This is a genomic window from Poseidonibacter ostreae, from assembly GCF_009208075.1.
Taxonomy (GTDB): Bacteria; Campylobacterota; Campylobacteria; order Campylobacterales; family Arcobacteraceae; genus Poseidonibacter; species Poseidonibacter ostreae.
The window spans coordinates 1-818 of record NZ_WFKJ01000113.1; the positions used below are offsets into that span (position 1 = coordinate 1).

Sequence of the window (818 nt, forward strand, 5' to 3'; positions counted from 1 at the left end):
ACAGAGTATCTTTCTTCATTAGAGTATAGCGACACTTGCGAGAACAAAGAGATAACGTCAGTAGTAAAGAAGCAAAATCTAAATCGACTTAAAAAAAATAAATTAAAATTGAGTAGTAATTTACAGACATTAAAAGAGCATAATGCAACACAATACTGCAAAAGTGATCCTGATGCTACCTTAATGCGTAAACCAGCACATCACTTAATGGCCTATAATACTCAGATTGCTGTTGATGGAAAATATAAGTTTATTGTTGCTACTGATATCTCTACTAAAGGGGTCGATTTAGATCAACTCTATCATCTCTCAATCCAAGCTAAAGAGGCTACAGGTAATAAAGAGATAAAAGTTGCAGCCGATGCAGGTTATTACAATCCCAAAGAGATTAAAAAATGTGTTGATGAAGGTATAGATGTTTATGTACCTATTCAAGATAAGCAAAAACAACATAAAGACAAAGGAATGTTTGCTCGTGATTCATTTGTTTATGATGAAGATAAAGACTGCTATCACTGTCCGAATCATGAGATAATAAAGCGGAGAAAAACTATTTACGAAAAAAATGGTATTAAGCGTTTAATGTACTTCGGTACCCGCTCTGTGTGTACAGTTTGTCCCATACGTTCACAGTGTCTTCCTCCTAAAACACCTGCAAAACGTCTTTGGAGATGGGAACATGAATCACTCATCGAGGAACACCGTACAAAGATGCAGACACCAAAAGCTAGAAACATGATTAAACAGCGTTCTGCTTTGGCAGAACACCCATTTGGTACAATCAAACAAAAGCTAGGATGGAGCCATTTTCTAGTACG

1 protein-coding gene is annotated in these 818 nt (G+C 36.1%); it reads left to right on the forward strand.

The annotated features are described in order from the left end of the window. Nucleotides 1-818, forward strand: an 818-nt coding sequence (locus GBG18_RS15015) for a transposase (protein WP_152192383.1), incomplete at both ends; no start/stop codon positions are given.